Annotated in this window: 7 protein-coding genes and 1 pseudogene; 6 read left to right on the forward strand and 2 right to left on the reverse strand. The window is 58.8% G+C overall.

Features of this window, described 5'->3' with window-relative positions; genetic code table 11:
- Nucleotides 1-81 precede the first annotated feature (81 nt).
- Entirely contained in the window at nucleotides 82-588 is a 507-nt protein-coding gene (locus NQ038_RS14975) for a TetR/AcrR family transcriptional regulator C-terminal domain-containing protein (protein WP_257050015.1), read from the reverse strand.
- 38 nt (nucleotides 589-626) lie between these two features.
- Between NQ038_RS14975 and tet(33) the strand changes: the two genes are divergently transcribed.
- Together tet(33) and NQ038_RS14985 are read left to right on the forward strand one after the other, a co-directional pair.
- Nucleotides 627-1850: a tetracycline efflux MFS transporter Tet(33) gene (gene tet(33), locus NQ038_RS14980; RefSeq protein ID WP_010991840.1), complete on the forward strand. Its 1224-nt coding sequence runs from the start codon at nucleotides 627-629 to the stop codon at nucleotides 1848-1850.
- Between the two features lie 719 nt (nucleotides 1851-2569).
- Nucleotides 2570-3334, forward strand: coding sequence for an IS6-like element IS6100 family transposase (locus tag NQ038_RS14985; protein ID WP_001389365.1), 765 nt, complete (start codon nucleotides 2570-2572; stop codon nucleotides 3332-3334).
- Nucleotides 3335-3354: 20 nt separating this feature from the next.
- Here the strand turns inward: NQ038_RS14985 and NQ038_RS14990 are convergent.
- Nucleotides 3355-4314, reverse strand: a pseudogene (locus NQ038_RS14990) (integron integrase); the annotation flags it as partial.
- 145 nt (nucleotides 4315-4459) lie between these two features.
- Between NQ038_RS14990 and NQ038_RS14995 the strand changes: the two are divergent.
- From NQ038_RS14995 to NQ038_RS15010, 4 genes are all read left to right on the forward strand, one after another.
- Nucleotides 4460-5296 (forward strand): ANT(3'')-Ia family aminoglycoside nucleotidyltransferase AadA9, encoded by an 837-nt coding sequence (locus NQ038_RS14995; protein ID WP_010991842.1) that lies wholly within the window; start codon nucleotides 4460-4462, stop codon nucleotides 5294-5296.
- Nucleotides 5297-5459: 163 nt separating this feature from the next.
- A complete protein-coding gene (locus NQ038_RS15000) occupies nucleotides 5460-5807 on the forward strand; it encodes a quaternary ammonium compound efflux SMR transporter QacE delta 1 (RefSeq protein WP_000679427.1) in 348 nt (115 codons plus the stop codon).
- Nucleotides 5801-6640 carry a sulfonamide-resistant dihydropteroate synthase Sul1 gene (gene sul1, locus NQ038_RS15005; protein WP_000259031.1) on the forward strand — a complete coding sequence of 280 codons (840 nt, stop codon included), beginning with the start codon at nucleotides 5801-5803 and terminating at the stop codon, nucleotides 6638-6640. The genes NQ038_RS15000 and sul1 overlap by 7 nt, the downstream gene beginning before the upstream one ends.
- Nucleotides 6641-6767: 127 nt before the next feature.
- Nucleotides 6768-7268 (forward strand): GNAT family N-acetyltransferase, encoded by a 501-nt coding sequence (locus NQ038_RS15010; RefSeq protein WP_000376623.1) that lies wholly within the window; start codon nucleotides 6768-6770, stop codon nucleotides 7266-7268.
- Nucleotides 7269-7840: the final 572 nt, after the last annotated feature.

Raw genomic sequence — 7840 nt, forward strand, 5'->3', positions numbered from 1 at the left:
CTTCGAAGGTGATCTTTCTTCTGCGGGAATTGAACTCTAGACAAGTCCTATTTTCCCAGGTCAGAGGTCACCTTCACCTATTCATCCACACCCCGGACACCCCACACCATGAAAAACCCAGGCTAGTACGAAACCGACCGTATAGCGGCTGATAGCCATGAGAGCTCGGACCGCAGAGCCCTCAGCGAATCCTTCGGACACGAGAAACTCGATCTGACTTTCGGGGGCATCCGAGCCCGCTGGCATCTGGTCACTCTTTTGACGGTGAAACTCTGCGTGCAGCCGTGCTCCATCCCGGACTGCCAGAAGCGCTGTCCGGAAGCTCCGCGCGTTGCGCAGGAGAAAGTCGTCCCAGCGCTCCCCTGACTCTGGGAGTGAGGCGTGGTGTTCGCGATCAAGCACATCAGCTGCGAGCGATCCGAGCAGGTGGGCCTTTGTCCGAAAGTGCCAGTAGAGCGCTGGCTGCTGCACCCGCAGATGCGCAGCCAGCGCCCGTGTGGTGAAACCGTCGATCCCCGTGTTATTGAGCACATGCCTCGCACCGCGCAAGACTGCTGCACGATCGAGTCGCGCTTGTTTCTGAGCCATGCTTGCACTTTATCATCGATAACTTTATCGTTGATAAGGTGTCATCTCTCACTTCCGCTCGTGGCTCGTTGGCCACGGTCCTCATCACGGCTAGCCTCGACGCCGCCGGCATGGGCCTGGTGATGCCGATTCTTCCCGCACTGCTACACGAGGCAGGGGTCACCGCTGATGCGGTTCCGCTGAACGTCGGAGTGCTGATCGCGCTCTACGCGGTAATGCAGTTCATCTTTGCCCCCGTACTGGGAACGCTGTCGGACCGATTCGGCCGCCGCCGGGTGCTGCTTGTTTCCCTGGCCGGTGCGACCGTCGACTATCTCGTGCTCGCCACGACGTCCGCTCTGTCGGTGTTCTATATCGCCCGCGCAGTGGCTGGGATAACCGGAGCGACCAATGCGGTCACCGCCACCGTGATCGCCGACATCACGCCACCCCACCAGCGCGCCAAGCGTTTCGGTTTACTCAGTGCCTGCTATGGCGGCGGAATGATCGCGGGGCCAGCCATGGGTGGACTGTTCGGTGCCATCTCGCCACATCTGCCGTTTTTGCTCGCTGCTCTTCTCTCAGCGAGCAATCTGGCACTCACCTTTATCCTGTTACGCGAGACCCGTCCTGATTCCCCTGCGCGCTCTGCGTCGCTCGCTCAGCATCGTGGTCGCCCCGGCCTCAGCGCGGTGCCTGGGATTACCTTCCTATTAATCGCATTCGGCCTTGTTCAATTCATTGGGCAGGCTCCAGGTGCGACCTGGGTGCTGTTTACTGAACACCGCCTCGACTGGAGTCCCGTCGAAGTTGGAATCTCCCTGTCCGTTTTCGGGATCGTACAGGTTCTCGTGCAGGCCCTCCTTACTGGCCGCATCGTGGAGTGGATCGGTGAGGCAAAAACAGTCATCATCGGGTGTATTACCGACGCCTTGGGTCTCGTAGGCCTGGCGATTGTCACTGACGCATTTTCCATGGCACCTATCTTGGCGGCACTGGGGATCGGTGGCATCGGCCTCCCCGCTCTGCAAACCCTTCTCTCCCAGCGCGTCGATGAACAGCACCAAGGGCGCCTCCAGGGTGTGCTCGCCAGCATCAACAGCGTCACATCGATCTTCGGACCGGTCGCTTTCACAACGATCTTCGCGCTCACTTACATCAACGCCGACGGCTTCCTCTGGCTCTGCGCCGCAGCACTCTACGTGCCCTGCGTGATTCTCATCATGCGTGGTACAGCAGCGTCCCCGAAGTTCGGCTCTTGGGCGAGCGGCGACTCGATGTGAGTTGTGAGACGTGAGCAGGAGCAACACGGCGGCGACACTGCTTCGCCATGGCCGACTAGCGAGACGGCGCCACCGGGAAACTCGGCATCATCTACCAAGGACAGGTCAGCTGGGAGCCTGATAGACCCATCGAAATGTGCGTGCCGATCGCGGAGAAGGGCCGGGCGCATCGGATCGAGCCATAGCACCATGAGTCTTCACGGAAGTGCGTCGACGGAGACTTGGTTGTGAACCGGGCCAAGGGAGAGCTGGAGGCCCTCTCCGAGTGGCTTGCCGATGACATGAGCTGGACGCTCATCGAGAAATCCACACACAGCGGCCCCAGTGCAGCCCGAGAGGTGCGCCCGCCGTTCTCCCGAGCGGGTGGAGGTCATTTCTGTCGTCACCCACGGACGACGCGCTTCCTGCGACGGCTACCTCGAGGCTGGAGGAATGCGCGTCCGTTTCAGCCATGCGTTCCGCTTCGTCAGCACCCCCAAGACCTCGATGATCGCAGAACTGCGACGCTACTGCATCGAGACGCAGGTTGACTGAGGCCTGTGCGGACAGCACGAACGACCCTTGAGCCCGTAATCTGGGAACCGCAGAAACTACCCGATCGAAACGCAACTACTTTGCCGACCCTACGGGGTTGGCTCGCGGTCGTCGTCCTTGGCCGGGCTCTGTTGCAAAAATCGTGAAGCTTGAGCATGCTTGGCGGAGATTGGACGGACGGAACGATGACGGATTTCAAGTGGCGCCATTTCCAGGGTGATGTGATCCTGTGGGCGGTGCGCTGGTATTGTCGCTATCCGATCAGCTATCGCGACCTTGAGGAAATGCTGGCGGAACGCGGCATTTCGGTCGACCATACGACGATCTATCGCTGGGTCCAGTGCTACGCCCCGGAGATGGAGAAGCGGCTGCGCTGGTTCTGGCGGCGTGGCTTTGATCCGAGCTGGCGCCTGGATGAAACCTACGTCAAGGTGCGGGGCAAGTGGACCTACCTGTACCGGGCAGTCGACAAGCGGGGCGACACGATCGATTTCTACCTGTCGCCGACCCGCAGCGCCAAGGCAGCGAAGCGGTTCCTGGGCAAGGCCCTGCGAGGCCTGAAGCACTGGGAAAAGCCTGCCACGCTCAATACCGACAAAGCGCCGAGCTATGGTGCAGCGATCACCGAATTGAAGCGCGAAGGAAAGCTGGACCGGGAGACGGCCCACCGGCAGGTGAAGTATCTCAATAACGTGATCGAGGCCGATCACGGAAAGCTCAAGATACTGATCAAGCCGGTGCGCGGTTTCAAATCGATCCCCACGGCCTATGCCACGATCAAGGGATTCGAAGTCATGCGAGCCCTGCGCAAAGGACAGGCTCGCCCCTGGTGCCTGCAGCCCGGCATCAGGGGCGAGGTGCGCCTTGTGGAGAGAGCTTTTGGCATTGGGCCCTCGGCGCTGACGGAGGCCATGGGCATGCTCAACCACCATTTCGCAGCAGCCGCCTGATCGGCGCAGAGCGACAGCCTACCTCTGACTGCCGCCAATCTTTGCAACAGAGCCGTCGTAGAGACGTCGGAATGGCCGAGCAGATCCTGCACGGTTCGAATGTCGTAACCGCTGCGGAGCAAGGCCGTCGCGAACGAGTGGCGGAGGGTGTGCGGTGTGGCGGGCTTCGTGATGCCTGCTTGTTCTACGGCACGTTTGAAGGCGCGCTGAAAGGTCTGGTCATACATGTGATGGCGACGCACGACACCGCTCCGTGGATCGGTCGAATGCGTGTGCTGCGCAAAAACCCAGAACCACGGCCAGGAATGCCCGGCGCGCGGATACTTCCGCTCAAGGGCGTCGGGAAGCGCAACGCCGCTGCGGCCCTCGGCCTGGTCCTTCAGCCACCATGCCCGTGCACGCGACAGCTGCTCGCGCAGGCTGGGTGCCAAGCTCTCGGGTAACATCAAGGCCCGATCCTTGGAGCCCTTGCCCTCCCGCACGATGATCGTGCCGTGATCGAAATCCAGATCCTTGACCCGCAGTTGCAAACCCTCACTGATCCGCATGCCCGTTCCATACAGAAGCTGGGCGAACAAACGATGCTCGCCTTCCAGAAAACCGAGGATGCGAACCACTTCATCCGGGGTCAGCACCACCGGCAAGCGCCGCGACGGCCGAGGTCTTCCGATCTCCTGAAGCCAGGGCAGATCCGTGCACAGCACCTTGCCGTAGAAGAACAGCAAGGCCGCCAATGCCTGACGATGCGTGGAGACCGAAACCTTGCGCTCGTTCGCCAGCCAGGACAGAAATGCCTCGACTTCGCTGCTGCCCAAGGTTGCCGGGTGACGCACACCGTGGAAACGGATGAAGGCACGAACCCAGTGGACATACGCCTGTTCGGTTCGTAAGCTATAATGCAAGTAGCGTATGCGCTCACGCAACTGGTCCAGAACCTTGACCGAACGCAGCGGTGGTAACGGTGCAGTGCTGGTTTTCATGGCTTGTTATGACTGTTTTGTTGTACAGTCTATGCCTCGGGCATCCAAGCAGCAAGCGCGTTACGCCGTGGGTCGATGTTTGATGTTATGGAGCAGCAACGATGTTACGCAGCAGGGCAGTCGCCCTAAAACAAAGTTAGACATGATGAGCAACTCTATACACACCGGAATCTCAAGACAGCTTTCACAGGCACGCGATGTAATTAAACGCCATTTGGCATCAACGCTGAAAGCCATACACTTGTATGGTTCTGCAATTGATGGTGGCCTCAAACCATATAGCGACATTGATCTGCTGGTTACCGTGGATGCACGCTTGGATGAAGCTACCAGACGCTCCCTGATGCTCGATTTCTTGAATATCTCGGCACCACCATGCGAAAGCTCAATACTCCGGCCGCTAGAGGTAACTGTTGTTGCATGCAACGAAGTAGTGCCTTGGCGTTATCCGGCACGACGAGAACTGCAGTTCGGGGAGTGGCTGCGGGAGGATATTCTTGAAGGTGTCTTCGAGCCAGCCGCCTTGGACGCCGACCTTGCAATTCTAATAACGAAAGCTAGGCAACACAGCATCGCTTTAGTAGGTCCAGTGGCTCAAAAAGTCTTCATGCCGGTGCCAGAGCATGACTTTCTCCAGGTGCTTTCCGATACCCTTAAGCTGTGGAATACTCATGAGGATTGGGAAAATGAGGAGCGGAACATCGTACTCACGTTAGCTCGGATCTGGTATAGCACTGAAACTGGAGGAATCGTCCCCAAGGATGTGGCCGCCGAATGGGTTTTAGAGCGCTTGCCAGCTGAGCATAAGCCAATACTGGTTGAGGCGCGGCAAGCCTATCTTGGGCTTTGCAAGGATAGTCTTGCTTTGCGTGCAGATGAGACTTCGGCGTTCATTGGCTATGCAAAGTCTGCGGTCGCTGATTTGCTCGAAAAGCGAAAATCTCAAACTTCGCATATTTGCGATGGCGCCAAGAACGTCTAACGTCTAACTATTCATTTAAGCCGAAGCCGCTTCGCGGCTCGGCTTAATTCAGGCGTTAGATGCACTAAGCACATAATTGCTCACAGCCAAACTATCAGGTCAAGTCTGCTTTTATTATTTTTAAGCGTGCATAATAAGCCCTACACAAATTGGGAGATATATCATGAAAGGCTGGCTTTTTCTTGTTATCGCAATAGTTGGCGAAGTAATCGCAACATCCGCATTAAAATCTAGCGAGGGCTTTACTAAGCTTGCCCCTTCCGCCGTTGTCATAATCGGTTATGGCATCGCATTTTATTTTCTTTCTCTGGTTCTGAAATCCATCCCTGTCGGTGTTGCTTATGCAGTCTGGTCGGGACTCGGCGTCGTCATAATTACAGCCATTGCCTGGTTGCTTCATGGGCAAAAGCTTGATGCGTGGGGCTTTGTAGGTATGGGGCTCATAATTGCTGCCTTTTTGCTCGCCCGATCCCCATCGTGGAAGTCGCTGCGGAGGCCGACGCCATGGTGACGGTGTTCGGCATTCTGAATCTCACCGAGGACTCCTTCTTCGATGAGAGCCGGCGGCTAGACCCCGCCGGCGCTGTCACCGCGGCGATCGAAATGCTGCGAGTCGGATCAGACGTCGTGGATGTCGGACCGGCCGCCAGCCATCCGGACGCGAGGCCTGTATCGCCGGCCGATGAGATCAGACGTATTGCGCCGCTCTTAGACGCCCTGTCCGATCAGATGCACCGTGTTTCAATCGACAGCTTCCAACCGGAAACCCAGCGCTATGCGCTCAAGCGCGGCGTGGGCTACCTGAACGATATCCAAGGATTTCCTGACCCTGCGCTCTATCCCGATATTGCTGAGGCGGACTGCAGGCTGGTGGTTATGCACTCAGCGCAGCGGGATGGCATCGCCACCCGCACCGGTCACCTTCGACCCGAAGACGCGCTCGACGAGATTGTGCGGTTCTTCGAGGCGCGGGTTTCCGCCTTGCGACGGAGCGGGGTCGCTGCCGACCGGCTCATCCTCGATCCGGGGATGGGATTTTTCTTGAGCCCCGCACCGGAAACATCGCTGCACGTGCTGTCGAACCTTCAAAAGCTGAAGTCGGCGTTGGGGCTTCCGCTATTGGTCTCGGTGTCGCGGAAATCCTTCTTGGGCGCCACCGTTGGCCTTCCTGTAAAGGATCTGGGTCCAGCGAGCCTTGCGGCGGAACTTCACGCGATCGGCAATGGCGCTGACTACGTCCGCACCCACGCGCCTGGAGATCTGCGAAGCGCAATCACCTTCTCGGAAACCCTCGCGAAATTTCGCAGTCGCGACGCCAGAGACCGAGGGTTAGATCATGCCTAGCATTCACCTTCCGGCCGCCCGCTAGCGGACCCTGGTCAGGTTCCGCGAAGGTGGGCGCAGACATGCTGGGCTCGTCAGGATCAAACTGCACTATGAGGCGGCGGTTCATACCGCGCCAGGGGAGCGAATGGACAGCGAGGAGCCTCCGAACGTTCGGGTCGCCTGCTCGGGTGATATCGACGAGGTTGTGCGGCTGATGCACGACGCTGCGGCGTGGATGTCCGCCAAGGGAACGCCCGCCTGGGACGTCGCGCGGATCGACCGGACATTCGCGGAGACCTTCGTCCTGAGATCCGAGCTCCTAGTCGCGAGTTGCAGCGACGGCATCGTCGGCTGTTGCACCTTGTCGGCCGAGGATCCCGAGTTCTGGCCCGACGCCCTCAAGGGGGAGGCCGCATATCTGCACAAGCTCGCGGTGCGACGGACACATGCGGGCCGGGGTGTCAGCTCCGCGCTGATCGAGGCTTGCCGCCATGCCGCGCGAACGCAGGGGTGCGCCAAGCTGCGGCTCGACTGCCACCCGAACCTGCGTGGCCTATACGAGCGGCTCGGATTCACCCACGTCGACACTTTCAATCCCGGCTGGGATCCAACCTTCATCGCAGAACGCCTAGAACTCGAAATCTAACGTCCGTTCGGGCATCGAGGTCCATGTCGGGGTGGGACGGGCCCGTGGCTTCAAGATCACTTGCAGTCCGACCGCGATGTCTTGGTTGCGCGAGAGGTTGTCGATATCCTCCACTTCCATCATCAACCCTGGATAATGCCGCCGCCGTCATCGCCGCCGACGCCCGTGCCGGGCTTTTCGGGCCTGTCAGGCTTGCTCGGCCTTCAGCCTGCCTGGGCGAGATCTCCGGCGGACGGATTAACGGCGGAGCTTCGCCGCCTTTCGTGCGTGTGAAGGCCGAAGATAGTTCTCTCAAAAACATCCGTTTATGAGAGATACCAAATGTCATTTTCAGAAGACGACTGCACCAGTTGATTGGGCGTAATGGCTGTTGTGCAGCCAGCTCCTGACAGTTCAATATCAGAAGTGATCTGCACCAATCTCGACTATGCTCAATACTCGTGTGGGCTCTGTTGCAAAAATCGTGAAGCTTGAGCATGCTTGGCGGAGATTGGACGGACGGAACGATGACGGATTTCAAGTGGCGCCATTTCCAGGGTGATGTGATCCTGTGGGCGGTGCGCTGGTATTGT

Origin of the sequence: Brevibacterium sp. 50QC2O2 (genome assembly GCF_024580675.1) — a bacterium.
GTDB lineage: Bacteria > Actinomycetota > Actinomycetes > Actinomycetales > Brevibacteriaceae > Brevibacterium > Brevibacterium moorei.